We start from the raw sequence: 16406 nt of genomic DNA on the forward strand, positions 1-16406 counted from the left end.
TCAGGCGAGGAAGCCTTCGAGCAGCCGGGTCCGGGAGGAGTGGCGGGGCTTGCCCATGGTCTTGGCCTCGACCTGGCGGATGCGCTCGCGGGTGACGCCGTGGAGCCGGCCGATCTGGTCGAGCGTCCTGGGCTCCCCGCCGTCGAGGCCGTAGCGCAGGACGATCACGCCGGCCTCGCGCTCGCTCAGCCCGGAGAGGACCTTCCGGAGCTGTTCGCGGAGCAGGACGTTGTTGAGGGCCTGTAGCGGCTCGGGCGAGCCGGTGTCCTCGATGAGGTCGCCGAGCTCGGCCCCGCCCTCCTCCCCGACCGGGGTGTGGAGGGAGACCGGGGCGAGGTCGTATCGCCGGACCTCGACGACGCGCTCGGGGGTCAGGCCGGTCGCCGCGGCGATCTCGGCCGGGCTGGGCTCGCGGTCGAGCTCCTGGGCCAGCTCGCGGCGGGCCCGGGCCACCCGGTTGATCACCTCGACCATGTGGACGGGGATCCGGATCGTGCGGGACTGGTCGGCCAGCGCGGCAGGCGCAGGGCCAGGCCGTCGAGGACGACCTCCAGGCCGTAGTGGAACTTGGTGTCCCGGATCGCGACGGGATCGACCGCGGCGACCGTCGAGGACGCGGCGTAGGACTCGGTGAGGTGGTCGTATCCGGCTGCGGCCTCCTGGGCGGCGGGCATCAGGCGGGCGATGAACTCCGCCTCGCTCTCGCCCGAGCGGGCGACGGTGGTGAGCCAGGCCGCCTCGGTGGTGCTCATGCCGATCACGTACGTCATGACGGTGTCGATCGCCCGGTTCGGCTCGGGGAAGCCGAAGGACGTGAAGAGCGCGGCGAGCCGGTCCGAGAAGGACATCAGGTTGGGGCCGAGGTAGGCGAGGCCCGCGGTGCCGAGGACCGAGGCCAGCCAGGGGTGCTGGAGCGTGGTGGTCCGGAAGGACCGGGCGGCCTCGGTGGTGGCGGCGCGCCAGTCGGGGCTGTCGGCGGGCGGGAGGACGATCTCGGCGAACACCTCGTCGACGGCCAGCTCCATCAGCTCGTCCTTGGTGGCCACGTGCCGGTAGAGCGAGGTGGCGCCGGCGTTGAGCCGGGCACCGAGCTTGCGCATCGAGAGCGCTTCGATGCCGTCCGCGTCCAGCATCGCGATGGCCTCGCGGACGATCGCGGCCCGGCTGAGGGAGGGCTGTTCCGGTTCGCGCTGCTCGCGGGCCCATACGGACGGGATCGGGTTCGTCTTGGCGGCCATGGGCACTCCCTCGTCGCTGTTCGGCTGCGCACACCGTTCGCATCGAGCGTACAGGAACCGGTGTTGCGCACACTGTTCCGCGATGCGTACAGTGTGCGCATCGACGGAACGCCGTACGCACCTCGGAGGGGAACAATCATGGAAGGCCGCAATCCACGACGCTGGTGGATCCTGATCGTGCTGTGCCTCAGCTCGATGGTCCTGGTGATCGACAGCATGGCGCTGACGGTGGCGGTGCCGTCGATGACGGCGGACCTGAGGGCGACCGCGCAGGACACACAGTGGATCCTCGACTCCTACATCCTGGTGTTCGCCGGGCTCCTGCTGACCTCGGGAAGCCTCGGTGACCGGTTCGGCCGGCGGAAGATCATGGTCATCGGCCTGCTGCTCTTCGGGGCCGCGTCGCTGGCCGCGACGTACTGCACCAGCCCGGGCGAGGTCGTCGCCTCCCGGGTGGCGATGGGCGTCGGCGGCGCGCTGATCATGCCGTCCACGCTGTCGATCCTGATCACCGTCTTCGAGGAGGACGAGCGCGGCAAGGCGATGGCGGCATGGGGCTCGGTGTCGATGCTCGGCCTGGTGGGCAGCCCGGTGCTCGGCGGTGTGCTGATCGACCACTTCTCCTGGCACTCGATCTTCTTCATCAACGTGCCGGTCGTGGTGCTGGCGATCGTGGCGGCGCTCGTCCTGATGCCGGAGTCCAAGGGGCCGTGGCAGAAGCCGGACCCGCTGGGCGCGGTGCTGTCGGTGGTCGGGATGACGTCGCTGGTGTGGTGGATCATCGAGATCCCGAAGCACGGCGCGTTCGAGGGCAGGTCGCTGGTGACCGCGGGGGTCGCGGTCGTGGCTCTGGTCGGGTTCGTGGTCTGGGAGAACGTGGCGGCCGCGCCGATGGTGCCCCTGGCCCTGTTCAAGAAGCGCAACTTCAGCGGCGGGTCGCTGTCGCTGACCCTGGTGCAGATCGGGAACGGCGGTCTGCTGCTGGTGCTGACCCAGTACCTCCAGTTCGTGCTGGACTACTCGCCGGTCAAGGCGGGCCTGGCCTTCGTGCCGCTGGCGGTGGCCGCGCTGATCGGCAACGGTGCGGGGGCGGGTCTGACGGCGAAGATCGGCAACCGGCCGCTGGTGCTGGTCGGGATGGCGCTGATGGCGGGTGCGTTCGCGCTGCTGACCACGGTGGACGCGGAGACCGCGTTCGCGGTCCCGGCGGTGGCGCTCGGGCTGCTGGGTCTCGGCGCGGGGCTGGCGATGCCGGCTGCGATCGGTGCGCTGATGGGGGAGATCCCGGCGGAGAAGGCGGGCGTGGGGTCGGCGCTCAACGACACGATCCAGCAGGCGGGGACGGCGCTGGGCATCGCGATCCTGGGCTCGCTGCTGGCGAGCGGGTATGCGGACGAGATGCCGGCGGGGGCGTCGGAGCAGGCCAGGCAGTCGATCGTGGGGGCGATCGCGGAGGCGAAGGGGGATGCGGGTCTGGTGCATGCGGCTCGGGAGGCGTTCACCTCGGCGATGAGCACCACGTTCACGGTGGGCGCGGTGGGTGTCCTCGCGGCGGCGCTGCTGGCGGCGGTGGTGATGCGGGACAGGAAGAAGCAGGAGCTGCCCGTGGAGGAGCCCCAACTCGCCGCGTGAGGAGGAGCGGTGAACGGAGAAGGCCGGCACCCCGGGGGGTGCCGGCCTTCCGGCGTCGGTGGTGCGGTCAGACGTCGAACTCGCCGTTGCGGATGCCGGTGAGGAGGTCACGCCATTCGGCAGTGGTCAGCTGGGCGATGCCATCGGGCTGAAGGCTGCTGCGGAGATAGACGGTATCGGCGGTGACGGCTACCTCGGGGCAGCTCGCGCCGTCCTGACAGGCCTCGGGGCGATTCCATTGAAGTGCTTCCATGCTCAGATCTCCTTTCTGACGGACCTGATGAGGTCGCGTGACTGGGCCTCGGCGAGTGATCGCCCCGTCATCGTCTCGATGATGTGGCGATAGTTGTCCAACTGCGTCTGCTCGTGTAGGAATACCGGGCCGCCCACCGCGTCGAGTTGAACTGTGTCGAGGCGGGGTACTGGCCCCTTCGCGTGGATGATTCCTTGACCTGAACCGACGAATCCATGGCAGCTGAAGCTGATCACGCGGAGCGTCACGTGCGGCATCTCCGCATAGTCAAGCAGTCTGTCGAGTTGGCGCCTGGCGGCACCGCGGCCGCCGAACAGCATTCGCAGGGCGGCCTCGTGAACCACTGCGGAGTAGGGTCGGCCGCTCTCGCCCATCAGCACTGCAGATCGCTGCACTCGGTTCTCGACGCGCGCCTCCAGCAACCGAGGTGGGAGGGGCGGGTAAACGTCGTTGAAGATCGCCCTTCCGTACTCTTCCGTTTGCATCGCGCCTGGCACGTGCGAGACCTGGTACGTGCTGATCTCGCTGGCGAAGTATTCCATCTCCGAGATGTCGAGAAAGCCGGTCGGCACGGCGCCGCGGTAGTCCTCCCACCAACCCTTGTGCCTCTCCTCGGCCATGGCGGCGAGCGCATCGACGTAGGCGGTGTCGCTCTCCTGAAAGTCGGAGGCGAGCATGCGCACGCGCTCGGCTGTGACCGGGTAGTACCCCTTTTCGATCTGAGTGATCTTCGTGCGGTCGAGCCCGAACAGGGAGGCTGCCTGGGCGGTTGTGCGGCCGGCACTGTCGCGCATCTTCCGCAGCTCGACGCCGACCCTTTCCTGTCGGACTGACGGGGTGGTTCGTGGTGGCATGCCCCAAGCATCCACCGCGATCCCTCAGCGGGTCCAGCAATCAGTCGATCGAGTGAATGGCGGTGGTATAAGTGCCCTCACATGTGCCACCGATGCTCTACAGTCTGTGCTGCACCGCTCACTGAACGGGTCGTCAGTAACGCCGTCCGGTGGCCGAAGAGCACCTGATTGAGGCTGGCTCACGGCGACACCCGATCAGCAGCCCTACCTACACCGCAGGGAGAACTCCCGTGTGTAACCGCAACCTCGCTTCCCTCAACTCCCCCTCCCTCGCCATCGCCCGCGAGGCCCTTCGCGCCGCCATGGACCGCTCCGGCTGGCACCCCGACCTCATCGCGGACGCCGAACTCGCCCTCGCCGAGCTGATCGTCAACGCCTGGCGACACGGCCGGACGACCTCCCCCGTCGTCCTCTTCCTCATCCTCGACGGCACGCTCCGCGTCTCCGTCTGCGACGACAGCTCCGATCTGCCCCAGCCGTGCGCGCCGTCCCGCTACTCCGAGTGCGGCCGGGGCCTCCAGCTGATCGAGGGCCTCACCCACCGCTGGGGTGCCGAACCCCGGAAGCGCGGCAAGACCGTCTGGTTCGAACTGGACGCCGCCGCGTGAACTCCGCCCCCACCCCGCCGAACGGTCTCCCCGTGCTCGGACTCCTGATCCTGATCCTGCTCTCCGCCGTCCTCGGCGGCGTCTGCGAGGCGCGGGCCGCATCCCTCCGGCCGCTCGACGCCGAAACCGACGTGCAGCCGAAGGGCTCCTGACCGACTCCTGCCTACCCGGCGCTAACGCTGCTGTTGTTGTGGGGGAAGCTCCGCAGCGGCCACGGCTGCGCCGGTCAGCGTCGCCAGCATCTCGCGGACGTTGTTCAGCTGGGCGTTGAGGCTGTCGCGCCGGTTGGTCAGAGCCGCCAGCTCGCGCTCGGATTCGCTGCGGATCCGGTCGGCCTTGGCGTTGGCGTCGGCCACGATGTCCTCGGACTGGCGCTGGGCCGTCTCGACGGTCTGGCGGGCCCGGCGCTCGGCGTCGGTGCGCAGCTTCTCGGCCTCCAGCCGCAGCTGCTCGGCCCGGTGCTCGATCTCGGCGAGGCGCTTCTCGGCCCTGGCCTGACGGGCGGCCAGGTCGCGCTCGGACTGCTCCCGGCGCTTGGCCAGGTTGGTCTCGAACTCCAGCGCGGCCTGGGCGGCCTTGGTGCGGGTCAGCTCGAACAGATCGTCCGCCTCCCCGCGCTTGTTCTGGGCATCGAGGTTGGCCTTGGCGCGCAGCTGGGCGCTCTCGTTCTTGGCCTCCTCCAGGACTACCCGGACCTCCTCCTCGGCCTGGGCGCGGCGCTTGGCAAGGTTGGTCTCGAACTCGGCGGCCGCCTGGGCGGCCTTCGCCCGGGTCTCCTCGAAGAGCGCGTCCGCCTCGTCCCGCCGGTTCCGCACGTACACGTCGTCGCTGATCGAGGTGTCGCGCACCGTCGGGGTGTACGCGGGCGCCGGGTTGGCCAATGACCACGCGGCCGCACGCAACCGGACGGCTACCTGGTCGGCGCCGGACGGCCGCTGCTCCGGGTCCTTCGCCAGCAACTCCAGGACGATCCGGTCGACCTCAGCCGGGATAGCGCCCCGGAGCTCGCTCGGCGGCGCGGGAGCGACCGTGCCGTGCAGCCGCATCAACTCGAAGACGCCACCGCGGAAAGGGGGCTGGCCCGTGCACAGCTCGTAGAGCAGGCAGCCGAAGGCGTAGAGGTCCGAGCGGGCGTCGAGCCCCTTCCCCTCGAACCGCTCCGGTGCCATGTACGCCGGAGTCCCGATGATGGCGTGCGTGCTGGTCACGCCGTCGTCGCCGGCCTCGGTCCGGGCGATGCCGAAGTCCACCACCTTCACCGAACCGGACTCCAGCACCATCACGTTGGCCGGCTTGATGTCGCGGTGGACGACGCCCGCGCGGTGGGCCACCGCGAGCGCCTCGGCGATCTGTGAGGCCCACGCCAGCGAACGGGCCAGCGGCGGAACCCCGCGGGCCAGGCTCTCGGTCAGCTGGGCGCCGTCGAGCAGTTCCATCACCAGGTAGAACACCGGCCGGCCCGCGCTCCGGTGCTCGCCGAAGTCGTGCACGGTGACGATGTGCGGGTGGTTGAGCGCCCCGGCCGTGGCCACCTCGCGCACGAAGCGGGCCACGTCCTTGGCCGTGTTGCCGCCCTGCTGCATGACCTTGACGGCGACGTGGCGCTGGATCCGGGCGTCGCGGGCCCTCCACACCACCCCGAACGCGCCTTCGCCGATCGTCTCGATCAGCTCGTACCGGTCGTCCAGGACATCGCCCGCCTGCATTCTCGCCCCCTCGCCCGCCAACCGCGCCTCGCCGTGCACAACTTACCGCCCGCCGCCTGCTCGGACAGGGTGTCCGCGCGCAATCGGGGTCGTCGCGATCACCGACAGGTGGACGGGTAACCTGCACCGGTCAACGGCACGTTGACCACCGCTCATGTCATCGACCACGGGGACCTCCAGCACCATGACCGCACCGCCGCCCTACCAGAACCACCCGCCCCAGCAGCCCTACGGCTACGCACCGCCGCCGCCCCAGCCGTCGTACGGCCAGCCGCCCGCCTACGGACAGCAGCCCCCGTACGCGCAGCCGCCGCACCCGCAGTACGCCCAGCCCCAGCCCCCGTACGGCGCCCAGCCGCCGGCCCCCCAGCCGCCCCGGCGCCCGCAGCAGCGACGGAGCCCGCTGCAGTCCGTCCTCCCCATCGTGATCGTCCTGGCGGTCTTCGGCGGCGGCGCCTGGTACGTGTGGAAGTACAACACCGACCCCAACGGCGGCAAGGCCAAGGCCGAGGCCTCGCAGTCCGCGCAGGCCGCGGAGAACAAGACGCACGACCCGAACGTCGGCGACTGCGTCAAGATCCAGGACCCGCAGGGCTCTCCGGTGCCGACCGTCGTCGACTGCAAGTCCTCCGAGGCCCAGTACAAGATGGCCGACAAGCTCTACGGCCCCGACAAGAGCTGCGGCGCGGCCTTCGACTACGGCATCAAGGTCGACCGCAGCAAGGGCGTCGACTACACGATGTGCTTCAAGAAGGTCTGAGCCGGAACGCCGCTGCCCCCGGAAGCGGGCTTCCGGGGGCAGCGGGGGAGCCGGCCGGGCTCAGCGCAGACGCGACGAGGACAGGATCGACGCGAGGTGCGCCACCACCATCCCCCAGGTGATCACCGCGATGGCCGCGAGCGCGTACCGGGTCGGACCGACGTTGCCGACCGCCGCGTCCGCCACCGCCGTGGCGAGCAGGACCAGCGAGGCCTCGATGCCGTTGGCCACCCGGTGGATCTTGAATATCGAGGCCAGCCGGCGCGCGGTGGCGATGCCCTGGGACCGCGGCTGCGTCGACTCCTCGTCGGCCGGCGCCATGCCGCTGCGCGCCCGCGCGACGTCCACCAGGTCGGTCGAGGCCTTCAGCAGCACCACGCCCAGCGCGGTCGCCAGCCCGACCGAGACCCACAGCTCCGAGCCCCCGCGCGCGGCCCGCACGCCGGCCCCGATCATCAGCGCGGCGTCGGCGAGGTACGCGCCGAGCCGGTCGACGTACACCCCCGCGGTGCTGAACTGGCGCTTCCAGCGGGCGACCTCGCCGTCGACGCAGTCGAACAGCAGGAAGCCCTGGAACAGCACGGCCGCCAGCACGGCACCCGTCAGCCCCGGGATCAGCAGCGCGGCCCCGGCGCCCACGCCGCAGGCCACCATCAGCCAGGTCAGCGTGTTCGGTGACACCGAGGTGCGGACCAGCTGCCGGGTGGTCCGCAGCGAGATGCGGCGCATGTAGAGGCGGCCCGCCCAGTGCTCCCCGTTGCGGCTCTGCAGCTTCGCCTGCGGCTGGCAGACCTCCCGCAACTCGGCCAACGCCGGAGCAGCGACCACCATGACGACTTCCCTCCATCGGTCCGACCGGCGGACGACCTGAATGACCAGCTCAGGCTAGACGGCAGTCCCGAACGGCCCCACGCCAGGGAGGGCCTGGGACGGTCGGCGGCCCGGCGGCCGGGGGGCCGGCCGCGGTCAGATCAGTGCCACGCCGGGGACGGGCGCGGCGCCCCGGTGCAGCCAGGCGCGTTCGGCTGCGGACCAGGCGGTGGTGGTGAGCAGGTAGATCCCGGCTGCCAGCGGGACGAGCGCCGCGAACAGCACCGTGCCGAACGACAGGTACGGCAGGAAGGCCAGCCCCGGCTGCGGCGTGGCGGAGGCGGGCTGCGCCGCCTGCGCACGGCGGGCGCGCCGGAAGCCGACGTACGCCACCGCGGCCAGCGCCGCGTACAGCAGACCGAAGACCGCCCACTGCGCCGCGCCCTGCGCGCCGCCCACGTGCAGGCCGAGCGGGACGCCGAAGAGGGGGTGACCGAGCAGGTCGTTCGGGGTGGTGAACAGCCGGTACATCACCGAGAAGAACGGGATCTGCACCAGCATCGGCAGGCATCCCGCGAAGGGCGAGGCCTTCTCCTCCTTGTACAGCTCGGCCAGCGCGGCCTGGAGCTTCTCCGGCCGGTCCTTGTGCTTGCGGTTCAGCTCCGAGATCTTCGGCGCGAGCCGGGCCCGCGCCTTCTCGCCGCGCGCCGCGGCCCGGGCCAGCGGGTGCAGCGCCAGCCGGACGCCGACGGTGAACAGGACGATGGCCGCTGCCGTGGGCAGGACGGTGGCGAGCGCGGCGACGACGTCGTGGGCCAGGGCGACGGCCGGGTCGAGAACTGCGAAAAGGGACATGGTGGAGCGAGCCCTCCGGGGTCTCAGCGTCTGCGGACATGAGTGATCGGCGGAGGACGGCCGCGTCGGGACGGCGCTCGGAACCCCGGAACGGCCGGGTGGCCTGCTCGGGGGGAGGGAGTGGAGCTACGCGGCCGTCGGGGCCGCTCCGGGTGCCCTGGGGCGTCGCCTGCCCCGGGCATCCGGATCACGCTGTGGAAGGAAGGCGGTCCGGAACGCGCGCCTGCGCAGCATCCCGTTCCGTACGGCGGCCGGTGCCCGTGCGCCGAGCAGTCGGGCGACGACCAGCGCCCCCGCCACCGCTCCGGTCAGCAGCACGACGGCTGCGGCGGTCGCCACCGAGGTCAGCGTGCCGCCCTCGGCGAGCACGTCCCCGCTCAGCACCCGGAGCAGCCCGAGCAGCATCGCGACGAGTTCCACGTCGTGCTCCTCTCCTGCTCGCGGTCGACCTGTTCCGGACGTTGACGACGATGGTACGGCCTGTCGGGTTCCCGCGGAGCGGATTCGTCGGGGTGCGATCCGCCACTCTTCGCGCGGTGGCCCTGCCGGCTGCCGTCCGCACTGTAGCCACGGGTGCTACGCGGGGCTACCTTGGGGGTATGAAGACGATTACCCAGCGGGAGTTCCGGAACAACTCCGCCGCGGTGATGGACGCGGTGGAGGCGGGCGAGACCTTCCACATCACCAGGAACGGGGTCGAGGTCGCGGAGCTGCGACCGGTGTCGGGCCGACGGCGGCTCACGGCGGAGGAGCTGGTCGCGCGGCACGTGAAGCTGCCGCGCGTCGACTACCACCAGATGCGCAAGGAGTCCGAGGAGTACTTCGGGCCCGAGGAACTGGTCGGGGACGACGGTGACGACCCCTTCGAGCGGCCGCGTGGCTGAGCGGCGCAGGACGCCCCGGCGGCGGCCGGCAGGGGTGCTGGACACCTGCGTCTACATCGACCTGGCGCTGCTCAGCCCGGCGGACCTGCCCGCCGTGCCGGAGCTGACCGCGATCACCTTCGCCGAGCTGCAGCAGGGTGTGTCGATGGCGCGCGACCCGGTCAGTCGGGCGGCCCGGCTGGAGGTGCTGGGCGCGGCGATGGCCGACTTCGACCCGCTGCCCTTCGACGCGGCGGCCGCCGCGCGGTACGGGACGCTGGTCACGCTCACCATCGCGGCCGGGCGGCAGCCGCGCCCGCGGCGGATCGACCTGATGATCGCCGCCGTCGCCTCCGCGCACGGCCTGCCGCTCTACACCCGCAACGTCGCGGACTTCCGTGGCCTGGGCTCGGCGGTGGAGATCATCGGCATTTGACCGCCGGGGGCCGCGGCCAGTCCCCGACGGCGTGCCGGGTGACCGCGGTCGGGGGTCCGGCGCCCGGGGCACGGTCAGTCCAGCCGGACCGTCGTTCCGGTGGCGGCCGAGGCGCGGGCGGCCTCCAGGACGGCGAGGGTCGCGACGGCGTCCCGCGGGTCGACCGGCGGCGGGGTGCCCGGGTTGGCCAGTGCGGCGGCCACGCCCGCGTAGAACGCGGGGTAGTCGCCCGGGTCCGTGCGGACCGCGACGGTGGACTCGTCGGTGCCGAGGGTGCCGTAGCGGCCGGGCTCGTCGGCGCCCCACGGGCGTCCGTCGCCCGGGCGGTGGCCGGCGCGCAGGTCGGCCTCCTGGGGGTCCATCCCGGTCTTCACGTAGCCCGCGGCGTCGCCCAGCACCCGGAGCCGGGGGCCCGCCATCGGCGCGATGGCGCTCGTCCACAGGTGCGAGCGGGTGCCGGAGGCGTGGGTGAGGGCGAGGAACGCGTCGTCGTCGACCACCGCGCCGTCGCGGCGTACGTCGATCTCCGCGTACACCGTCTCCACCGGCCCGAACAGCGCGAGCGCCTGGTCGACCAGGTGGCTGCCCAGGTCGTAGAGCGTGCCGCCGACCTCGGCCGGGTCGGCCAGCTCGCGCCAGCCCGCCTTGGGCTTCGGCCGGAACCGCTCGAACCTGGACTCGAAGCGGTGCACCCGACCGAGCGCACCCTCGCGGATCAGCCGGGCGGCGGTGAGGAAGTCGCCGTCCCAGCGGCGGTTCTGGAAGACCGTGAGCAGTGCGCCCCGCTCCTCGGCCGTCGTGCAGAGCTCCAGCGCCTCGGCGGCGGTGGCGGCCAGCGGCTTGTCGACGACGGTCGCCAGCCCGGCGTGCAGCGCCGCCCGGGCGAGCGGCACGTGGGTGCGGTTGGGGGAGGCGATGACGACCAGGTCGAGCGCGTCCGGGTCGGCGAGCAGTTGCTCGGGGGTGTCCACGGCGCGGGTGTCGGGGTGCTCCCGGAGCAGCTGGGCGCGGCGGTCGGGGTTGGCGGTGACCACCGCGTCCAGCCGCAGGCCCGGGGTGGCGGCGATCAGCGGGGCGTGGAAGGCGGAGCCGGCCAGGCCGTAGCCGATCAGGCCGACCCGGAAGGGGCCGTCGTGCTGGGCGAGGGGGCGCAAGGAGGGGCTCATGCGCCTACTCAATCACGCTGCGTCCGATTGGCCCGGGTTTCGGAGGAGGGGTCGGCGAACGCCGCAGTCTCGTGGTCGGGGCAGTCCAGACGCAGTCCGCCGTCGCCGAAGGGCGCGTCGACGAAGTCGCAGTGGTGGGGCTCGTGCGGGTTCTCGGGGTGGGCGTCGGGCCGGTAGAAGCGGCAGGTGACGCAGGTCCGGGAGACCGGGACGGCCCGGTGCTGCTGGAGGACCCGGACCATGGCGGTGGTGCCGCGCAGCATGGCCGCGACGTCGTCCTCGTCGAGCGCGGCGAGCGCGTCGCGCAGCGGTGGCGGTACAACGGCGAGCCGTTCGGCCTCGGCGCGTCCGGCTCCGGTGAGGGTCAGGGTGACGGCCCGGGTGTCGGTCCGGTCGCGTTGACGGTCCACCAGTTCCTTCGCCGCCAGTGCGCGCACGGCGTCGCTGACGGTCGGGGCCGTGGAGGCGAGGGCGGTGACGATCTCGCCCTGGCGGCGAGGCCGGGGGTCGCCTGCCAGGTAGAGCAGGATGTCGGCCTGCAGCGGGGTGAGCTTGGTCGGGCCGGCGTTGTGCCAGGTGCTCAGCCTGACCGCCTGGCCGAGCCTGGCCAGCCCGATCAGCAGCTGTTCGCTCGGGGACAGCCCCGGCAGTCGACCCGCCATCCGAACCCGTCTCCTTCGTGCGTTCCGGCCCTTGCATCCTAGGCAGCGCCAAGTATATTTGGCACTGCCAACCAATGATTGGCAGTGCCAATCATTGGTCGCGGCGCTTCGACGCTGCGCCGTGACCGGCCTTGCGTCAGTTCCCCGTCAGTCACTCCTCCGCGAACGGAGCACAGCCATGCCTCGACTCGGCACCGTGAACCCGGACACCGCCGAACCCACCGCCAAGGCACTCCTCGACAAGGTCGAGCGGGCGCTCGGCGTGACCCCGAACATGATGCGCGCGATGGCGGCCTCGACCGCGGTGCTGGACGCCTACCTCTCGTTCAGCGGCGCGCTCGCCAAGGGGCGCCTCGGCGCCGCGCTGCGCGAGCAGATCGCGCTGGTCGCCGCCGTCGAGAACTCCTGCGACTACTGCTACGCCGCCCACCACGTGCTCGGTGCCAAGGCGGGCGTCAGCCCGAGGGACCTCGCCTCCGGCGGGCAGGCCGAGGCGGCGGATCCCGGGGCGGAGGCGGCGCTGCGGTTCGCCCGGGCGGTGATCCGCACCAAGGGGTTCGTCTCCGACGAGGAGCTCGACGCCGTCCGCGCGGCCGGGTACGGGGACGGCGAGATCGGCGAGATCATCGGCGCGGTCGCGCTGAACACCTTCACCAACTACTTCAACTCGGTCGGCCGTACCGAGGTCGACTTCCCGGCCGTCCCGCTGCCGGCGCCGGCAGCGGATACCGCGGCCGCGACCGCGTAGGTCCCGCGACGACCGGTGCGCCGCCCCCCAGGGCCCGGGGGCGGCGCACCGGCGTTCGCGGCCGTACCAGGGTCAGCGGGCGTGCGCCCGGCGGCGGCGCTGGCGGTGGAGGACGGCGACGGTGGCACCGGCGAGGAGGAAGGCGGAGCCGACGGAGGCGAGGATGCCGAGGGAGCGGTCCGAGCCGGTCTGGGCGAGCTGGTCGGGGGCGGCGGCGGTCGTCGCGGGGGCGGTGCCGGCGGCGGCGCCGGCGGCGAGCGCGGTGCCCGCGGTGCCGGTGGGGGTCGGCACCGCGGGCGCGGGGGCGGTGGGCGTGGGGGTGGCGGTCACGGCGGTCGGGGCGGCCGGTGTGCCGGCGGAGGCGGGGACGGGTGCCGCGGTGGGGGCGGTGGCGCCGCCGGCCGGGGCACTGCTGGTCGGGGCACTGCTGGTCGGGGCGGGGGCGTGGCCGTGGTCGTGGCCTCCGGCCGTGGTGGGGGTGGTGGGCGCGGTGGCTCCGGTCGGCGCGGGCGCGCCGCCGGTGCCGGGGTTGGCGCCGCTGCCGTCGAAGACGACGTCCGAGCAGGAGTAGAACGCCTCCGGGCTGTCCGAGCGCTGCCAGATGGCGTAGATCAGCTGGCGCCCGGTCTTCCCGGCCGGCACCTTGCCGGGCAGGACGTACGAGCCGTCCACGAGCTGCGGGTCGGTGACCGTGAGGAAGGGCTGCGGCTCCAGGTTCGCCCAGGTCAGCGGCTTGGTGGGGGAGTAGCTGCCGTTGGTGATGTAGAGCTGGAAGGTGCCCTTGTGCGGAGCGGTGGCGCGGTAGCGGAAGGTGAAGTCGGCCCCCGAGGTGAGGTTGGTGGCCGGCCAGTCGGCGCGCGGCAGGTCCAGGCCCCGGTAGGTGTCCGAGCCCGCGCTGCACAGCTTCCCGTCCGGGATGAGCTCCCGGTGGCGGCCGGCGGCGTCGCCGATCCGCAGGCTCATCCAGTCGTACAGCGCCGCCGTGCCGCCGGTGGCCACGGCCGCCGTGCAGGCCGCCGACTTCGGGTGCTCGGCGCCCTCCAGGTAGCAGCCCTCGACCCGGCTGAGCGGGTTCTGCATCGAGCCGTGCGCGGCGGCCGGGGCGGCGGTCAGGCCGACGGCCAGGCCGGTGGCGGTGAGGGTGAGGACGGCGGCGGAGAGACGACGGCGCACGGGCATGGCAGGGGACTCCTCCGGGGAGTGCGGTGAGGGTGGTGCCGCTCACGCTAGACCCGCGGGACGGCCGTACTGAGAGGTCATCAGTGCGGTTAGGGGCTGCTTAAGGAGCCCTTGAGGCGGGCGCGGTGCCGGGCGGGCCTCCCGGCACGGAGCCCGGTTCTCCGGGCCGGTCCCCGGGCGACCGGCCCGGAGACCGGGACCTCGCTGTCGTCGGCCTGGTGTGCGGATTAGGCTGTGCCCCGTCGGGGCAGCCAGCAGTACCCCCGGCGGTCCGGTGTCCCGGGGAGGGTCCGGCCGGTGGGAGGCGCAACGGTGACGGCGGTGCGCCGAAGGTTCGTACGACCATCGCAAGACGTTGCAAGACTTCGGGAGACACGCACGTGGCAGACCGCAAGCCCATCGAGTCCTGGCTGACCGACATGGACGGGGTCCTCATCCACGAGGGCACGCCGATCCCCGGTGCGGAGGAGTTCCTGCGCCGGCTGCGGGAGTCCGGCAAGCCGTTCCTGGTGCTCACCAACAACTCGATCTACACCCCGCGCGACCTCAGCGCCCGGCTGGCCGGCATGGGCCTGGACGTGCCGGAGGAGTCCATCTGGACCTCGGCTCTGGCCACCGCGCAGTTCCTCAGGGGCCAGCGCCCCGGCGGCACCGCGTACGTGATCGGCGAGGCGGGCCTCACCACCGCGCTCTACCAGGCCGGCTACGTGCTGACCGACAACAACCCGGACTACGTCGTCCTCGGCGAGACCCGCACCTACAGCTTCGAGGCGCTCACCAAGGCGATCCGGCTGATCAACCAGGGCGCCCGGTTCATCTGCACCAACCCGGACGAGACCGGACCGTCCACCGAGGGCGTGCTGCCGGCCACCGGTTCGGTCGCGGCGCTGATCACCAAGGCGACCGGTGTCGAGCCGTACTTCGTCGGCAAGCCCAACCCGCTGATGATGCGCGAGGCGCTCAACACGGCCGGCGCCCACTCGGAGTCCGCCGTCATGATCGGCGACCGGATGGACACCGACATCGTGGCGGGCATGGAGGCGGGCATGGAGACCATCCTGGTCCTCACCGGTCTCACGGCCGCCGCCGACGTGGAGCGTTTCCCGTACCGGCCGACCCGCGTGGTCAACTCCATCGCGGACCTGGTCGAACTGATCTAGCGTTCGTTCTGTTGTTCGGGCCCTTCCCCGGCCGCCCGGCCGGGGAAGGGCCCGTGCGCTGTGCGGGGTGAGTCCGTGCACGGTGCGTCCGTGGTCGCCGAGGAGGGGCGGATGAGCACAACGACGGAAGAGCCGGCCGGGGGGCCGGACACGACGGGTGGGATGTCGGCCGGGGCGGCCGCGACGACCGGGGCGCCGGTGGTGGAGGCCGGGCCGGGCCCGGTGGCGGAGAAGCGCGTCACCTGGGCGGAGCTCTACTTCGACCTGGTCTTCGTCTTCGCGATCACCCAGGTGTCCGGCCTGCTGCACCACCACCACGACTGGGCCGGTGTCGCCCGGGCCCTGGTCGTGTTCGTACCCGTGTACTGGTGCTGGGTCGGCACCACCGTGCAGGCCAACATCCGGGACGTGGACACCCCGAAGGGCCGGATCGGCATCCTCGCGGTCGGCCTGGCCGGCCTCTTCATGGCGCTGGCCGTGCCCGCCGCGTACGAGGGCCGGGGCCTGCTGCTCGGGGCCGGGTACTGGGCGGCCCGGGTGGTGCTGCTGCTGGTGCTGATCCGCATCCCGGGCGTCTGGCGCGGGCCGTACGGGGTGGGCGTGCTGGTCAGCGGCCCGCTGCTGCTGGCCGGCGGGCTGCTGCCGGAGGGGCCGCGGACGGCGCTCTGGGCGCTCGCGGCGGCCTGCGACCTCTCCGCCCCGCTGATCTTCCGCAGCCGGCTGGCCCGGGTGGCCTACCACCCGTCCCACATGCCGGAGCGCTTCGCGCTCTTCCTGCTGGTGGCGCTCGGCGAGTCGATCGTCGGGATCGGCGCCACGGCCGCGGACACGCGCCTGGACGCGGTCGAACTCGCCGCGGTGGCCGCCGCGTTCACCATCTCCTGCGGGCTCTGGTGGCAGTACTTCGTCTACGCGGCGGACGCCATGCGGCACGCCGTCACCGTCGCGGACTCGCGCCGCGACATGATCCGCCGGATCTTCCAGTACGGCCACCTGGCGCTGGTGGCCGCGGTGATCGCGGTGGCGGTCGGCTTCGGCGAGACGGTGGCCGACCCGCGGCAGTCGCTCGGCCCGGGGTCGGTGGCGCTGCTGTACGGGGGCTGCGGGCTGTACCTGCTGACCTTCGGCTACACCCGGTGGATGATGTTCCGCGCCGTGTCGACCACCCGGGTCCTGGCGGCGGCGGTGGTGCTGGCGCTGGTCCCGGTGGTGGTGCGGCTGCCGGCCATCGTGGTGCTGGCGGCCCTGGCGGTGGTGCTGGTGGTGCTGAACGTCGTCGAGCACGTCCGGGTGGAGCGGGCTGTGGCTGCGGCCGCCGCGTCGGCTTCCGCCTCGGCGGCTGCGGGGTCCGCGCGGCCCGCGGCGGGAGGTGCGGGGGCGGAGGACGGTTCCGCGGGGGCCGGCCGGTCCGCGGCGGAGTGAAGTGTCAGTCGGTCTGTGTAGCGTTCGGTGTGGAAAGAGGGCGTGCGGCGCGAG

Annotated in this window: 19 protein-coding genes and 2 pseudogenes; 9 read left to right on the forward strand and 12 right to left on the reverse strand. The window is 72.4% G+C overall.

Annotated features, from left to right (window positions below; genetic code table 11):
- Positions 1-474: a sigma-70 domain-containing protein gene (locus tag ACF9IK_RS23230; RefSeq protein ID WP_395296047.1), complete on the reverse strand. Its 474-nt coding sequence runs from the start codon at positions 472-474 to the stop codon at positions 1-3.
- A complete protein-coding gene (locus ACF9IK_RS23235; protein ID WP_395296048.1) occupies positions 462-1238 on the reverse strand; it encodes a TetR/AcrR family transcriptional regulator in 777 nt (258 codons plus the stop codon). Before ACF9IK_RS23235 ends, ACF9IK_RS23230 begins: the two co-directional genes overlap by 13 nt.
- A gap of 138 nt (positions 1239-1376) precedes the next feature.
- Between ACF9IK_RS23235 and ACF9IK_RS23240 the strand changes: the two genes are divergently transcribed.
- Complete coding sequence (locus ACF9IK_RS23240) at positions 1377-2870, forward strand: MFS transporter (RefSeq protein WP_395296049.1); 1494 nt, start codon at positions 1377-1379, stop codon at positions 2868-2870.
- A 67-nt stretch (positions 2871-2937) separates the two neighbouring features.
- On the opposite strand, the gene ACF9IK_RS23245 is transcribed toward ACF9IK_RS23240, so the two are convergent.
- A complete protein-coding gene (locus ACF9IK_RS23245) occupies positions 2938-3123 on the reverse strand; it encodes a DUF397 domain-containing protein (protein WP_395296050.1) in 186 nt (61 codons plus the stop codon).
- Between the two features lie 2 nt (positions 3124-3125).
- Positions 3126-3977, reverse strand: coding sequence for a helix-turn-helix domain-containing protein (locus ACF9IK_RS23250; protein WP_395296051.1), 852 nt, complete (start codon positions 3975-3977; stop codon positions 3126-3128).
- A gap of 230 nt (positions 3978-4207) precedes the next feature.
- Between ACF9IK_RS23250 and ACF9IK_RS23255 the strand changes: the two genes are divergently transcribed.
- Both ACF9IK_RS23255 and ACF9IK_RS23260 read left to right on the forward strand, forming a co-directional pair.
- A complete protein-coding gene (locus ACF9IK_RS23255) occupies positions 4208-4585 on the forward strand; it encodes an ATP-binding protein (protein ID WP_395296052.1) in 378 nt (125 codons plus the stop codon).
- On the forward strand, positions 4582-4737 hold the full coding sequence (locus ACF9IK_RS23260) for a hypothetical protein (protein ID WP_395296053.1): 156 nt from the start codon (positions 4582-4584) through the stop codon (positions 4735-4737). The genes ACF9IK_RS23255 and ACF9IK_RS23260 overlap by 4 nt, the downstream gene beginning before the upstream one ends.
- 21 nt (positions 4738-4758) lie before the next feature.
- Here ACF9IK_RS23260 and ACF9IK_RS23265 read toward each other — a convergent pair.
- Positions 4759-5397, reverse strand: a pseudogene (locus ACF9IK_RS23265) (cellulose-binding protein); the annotation flags it as partial.
- 117 nt (positions 5398-5514) lie between these two features.
- Positions 5515-6291 (reverse strand): annotated as a pseudogene (locus ACF9IK_RS23270) (serine/threonine-protein kinase); the annotation flags it as partial.
- A gap of 184 nt (positions 6292-6475) precedes the next feature.
- Between ACF9IK_RS23270 and ACF9IK_RS23275 the strand changes: the two are divergent.
- Positions 6476-7051 carry an LppU/SCO3897 family protein gene (locus tag ACF9IK_RS23275; protein ID WP_395296054.1) on the forward strand — a complete coding sequence of 192 codons (576 nt, stop codon included), beginning with the start codon at positions 6476-6478 and terminating at the stop codon, positions 7049-7051.
- A 60-nt stretch (positions 7052-7111) separates the two neighbouring features.
- On the opposite strand, the gene ACF9IK_RS23280 is transcribed toward ACF9IK_RS23275, so the two are convergent.
- From ACF9IK_RS23280 to ACF9IK_RS23290, 3 genes are all read right to left on the reverse strand, one after another.
- Entirely contained in the window at positions 7112-7882 is a 771-nt protein-coding gene (locus ACF9IK_RS23280) for a CDP-alcohol phosphatidyltransferase family protein (RefSeq protein ID WP_395296055.1), read from the reverse strand.
- A gap of 135 nt (positions 7883-8017) precedes the next feature.
- Entirely contained in the window at positions 8018-8716 is a 699-nt protein-coding gene (locus ACF9IK_RS23285) for a YidC/Oxa1 family membrane protein insertase (protein WP_395296056.1), read from the reverse strand.
- 126 nt (positions 8717-8842) lie between these two features.
- On the reverse strand, positions 8843-9136 hold the full coding sequence (locus ACF9IK_RS23290; RefSeq protein ID WP_395296057.1) for a DUF6412 domain-containing protein: 294 nt from the start codon (positions 9134-9136) through the stop codon (positions 8843-8845).
- 179 nt (positions 9137-9315) lie between these two features.
- On the opposite strand from ACF9IK_RS23290, the gene ACF9IK_RS23295 reads away from it, so the two are divergent.
- Positions 9316-9600, forward strand: a complete 285-nt coding sequence (locus ACF9IK_RS23295; protein WP_238862743.1) for a type II toxin-antitoxin system Phd/YefM family antitoxin — start codon at positions 9316-9318, stop codon at positions 9598-9600.
- Entirely contained in the window at positions 9593-10015 is a 423-nt protein-coding gene (locus ACF9IK_RS23300; RefSeq protein WP_395296058.1) for a type II toxin-antitoxin system VapC family toxin, read from the forward strand. Before ACF9IK_RS23295 ends, ACF9IK_RS23300 begins: the two co-directional genes overlap by 8 nt.
- Positions 10016-10089: 74 nt before the next feature.
- On the opposite strand, the gene ACF9IK_RS23305 is transcribed toward ACF9IK_RS23300, so the two are convergent.
- Positions 10090-11181: a Gfo/Idh/MocA family oxidoreductase gene (locus ACF9IK_RS23305; protein WP_395296059.1), complete on the reverse strand. Its 1092-nt coding sequence runs from the start codon at positions 11179-11181 to the stop codon at positions 10090-10092.
- An 8-nt stretch (positions 11182-11189) separates the two neighbouring features.
- Positions 11190-11843: a MarR family winged helix-turn-helix transcriptional regulator gene (locus tag ACF9IK_RS23310; protein ID WP_395296060.1), complete on the reverse strand. Its 654-nt coding sequence runs from the start codon at positions 11841-11843 to the stop codon at positions 11190-11192.
- Positions 11844-12021: 178 nt separating this feature from the next.
- On the opposite strand from ACF9IK_RS23310, the gene ACF9IK_RS23315 reads away from it, so the two are divergent.
- Positions 12022-12591, forward strand: a complete 570-nt coding sequence (locus ACF9IK_RS23315; protein ID WP_395296061.1) for a carboxymuconolactone decarboxylase family protein — start codon at positions 12022-12024, stop codon at positions 12589-12591.
- Between the two features lie 72 nt (positions 12592-12663).
- On the opposite strand, the gene ACF9IK_RS23320 is transcribed toward ACF9IK_RS23315, so the two are convergent.
- On the reverse strand, positions 12664-13770 hold the full coding sequence (locus tag ACF9IK_RS23320) for a lytic polysaccharide monooxygenase auxiliary activity family 9 protein (RefSeq protein WP_395296062.1): 1107 nt from the start codon (positions 13768-13770) through the stop codon (positions 12664-12666).
- Positions 13771-14150: 380 nt separating this feature from the next.
- On the opposite strand from ACF9IK_RS23320, the gene ACF9IK_RS23325 reads away from it, so the two are divergent.
- Both ACF9IK_RS23325 and ACF9IK_RS23330 read left to right on the forward strand, forming a co-directional pair.
- Complete coding sequence (locus ACF9IK_RS23325; RefSeq protein ID WP_395296063.1) at positions 14151-14930, forward strand: HAD-IIA family hydrolase; 780 nt, start codon at positions 14151-14153, stop codon at positions 14928-14930.
- Between the two features lie 111 nt (positions 14931-15041).
- Complete coding sequence (locus ACF9IK_RS23330) at positions 15042-16352, forward strand: low temperature requirement protein A (RefSeq protein ID WP_395296064.1); 1311 nt, start codon at positions 15042-15044, stop codon at positions 16350-16352.
- Positions 16353-16406: the final 54 nt, after the last annotated feature.

Origin of the sequence: Kitasatospora hibisci, from assembly GCF_043950205.1 — a bacterium.
Lineage (GTDB): Bacteria > Actinomycetota > Actinomycetes > Streptomycetales > Streptomycetaceae > Kitasatospora > Kitasatospora hibisci.

Bases quoted from the DNA above. Each gene is read 5' to 3' on its own strand.
- ACF9IK_RS23230 (WP_395296047.1), bottom strand. From the start codon at position 474: ATGGTCGAGGTGATCAACCGGGTGGCCCGGGCCCGCCGCGAGCTGGCC.
- ACF9IK_RS23235 (WP_395296048.1), bottom strand. From the start codon at position 1,238: ATGGCCGCCAAGACGAACCCGATCCCGTCCGTATGGGCCCGCGAGCAG.
- ACF9IK_RS23240 (WP_395296049.1), top strand. From the start codon at position 1,377: ATGGAAGGCCGCAATCCACGACGCTGGTGGATCCTGATCGTGCTGTGC.
- ACF9IK_RS23245 (WP_395296050.1), bottom strand. From the start codon at position 3,123: ATGGAAGCACTTCAATGGAATCGCCCCGAGGCCTGTCAGGACGGCGCG.
- ACF9IK_RS23250 (WP_395296051.1), bottom strand. From the start codon at position 3,977: ATGCCACCACGAACCACCCCGTCAGTCCGACAGGAAAGGGTCGGCGTC.
- ACF9IK_RS23275 (WP_395296054.1), top strand. From the start codon at position 6,476: ATGACCGCACCGCCGCCCTACCAGAACCACCCGCCCCAGCAGCCCTAC.
- ACF9IK_RS23280 (WP_395296055.1), bottom strand. From the start codon at position 7,882: ATGGTGGTCGCTGCTCCGGCGTTGGCCGAGTTGCGGGAGGTCTGCCAG.
- ACF9IK_RS23285 (WP_395296056.1), bottom strand. From the start codon at position 8,716: ATGTCCCTTTTCGCAGTTCTCGACCCGGCCGTCGCCCTGGCCCACGAC.
- ACF9IK_RS23295 (WP_238862743.1), top strand. From the start codon at position 9,316: ATGAAGACGATTACCCAGCGGGAGTTCCGGAACAACTCCGCCGCGGTG.
- ACF9IK_RS23305 (WP_395296059.1), bottom strand. From the start codon at position 11,181: ATGAGCCCCTCCTTGCGCCCCCTCGCCCAGCACGACGGCCCCTTCCGG.
- ACF9IK_RS23310 (WP_395296060.1), bottom strand. From the start codon at position 11,843: ATGGCGGGTCGACTGCCGGGGCTGTCCCCGAGCGAACAGCTGCTGATC.
- ACF9IK_RS23315 (WP_395296061.1), top strand. From the start codon at position 12,022: ATGCCTCGACTCGGCACCGTGAACCCGGACACCGCCGAACCCACCGCC.
- ACF9IK_RS23320 (WP_395296062.1), bottom strand. From the start codon at position 13,770: ATGCCCGTGCGCCGTCGTCTCTCCGCCGCCGTCCTCACCCTCACCGCC.
- ACF9IK_RS23330 (WP_395296064.1), top strand. From the start codon at position 15,042: ATGAGCACAACGACGGAAGAGCCGGCCGGGGGGCCGGACACGACGGGT.